Annotated in this window: 1 protein-coding gene; it reads left to right on the top strand. The window is 55.2% G+C overall.

Annotated features, from left to right (window positions below; translation table 11 throughout):
* A partial coding sequence (locus ACYVTD_RS15280) for a hypothetical protein (protein WP_461248559.1) occupies positions 1 to 571 on the top strand: 571 nt, incomplete at its 5' end.
* Between the last annotated feature and the right edge of the window lie 83 nt (positions 572 to 654).

Below are 654 nucleotides of genomic sequence, written 5' to 3'. Positions count from 1 at the left end.
AAGTTATTCTGGCTCTTCCGGGTTTTTGTCCGAAGTGCAAAAGTGGTTTGGTTCCGGCCGCGCGGCGCGTCTGGACAATTATCCCGCGCCAAGGGAAATTTTTATCGGCGGCAATTACGCCCTTGTTATAAGGGAGCCGGGAAATTTTTCCCCGTTTGAAAAGCAGAACCGTTACGAGTCGCCTTCCAGCATGTCGGAGGAAGCGGCCCTTGTGCGCCTTTCGACGGGGACGGCGATTGCGGGATACCAGCTTGTACCGCTTATTGAAAGCGCCGCGTCCTCGGACATTCCGCTGTATGTGGCCGCCGTAAGCAAAAGGAATATTTACGAACTGCTTCCGGCTAAGAGCGGCTTGTCCGGCTTGTCCGAGCGTTCCCCGGAATACTGCTGGCCGCTTGCCGCCGAGTATCCTGAAATTTACCTTCCCGGCGAACAGGCGTTTTCGGGGGACGCGTGCCTTAAATTTACAAATTATGGCGGCGTAGGGGCGTTTCAAATAGGCACGGACGTGGTTCCCGGTTCCATACAGGGTTGGCGGGGCGGGGTTTTGGGGACAAAATTTTTTTATTAACCGGTTTTCGGGGGGGGGAACCGTTACGGGGCCTCCGGGCCTTTATTTTTTTCTAAAAAGCCCCGTGGTTTCGCCCCCGGAAA

The organism is Treponema sp. R6D11, assembly GCF_054786075.1.
Note: the sequence above shows the minus strand (reverse complement) of the source record. Positions and strands in the feature narration are given on the sequence as shown.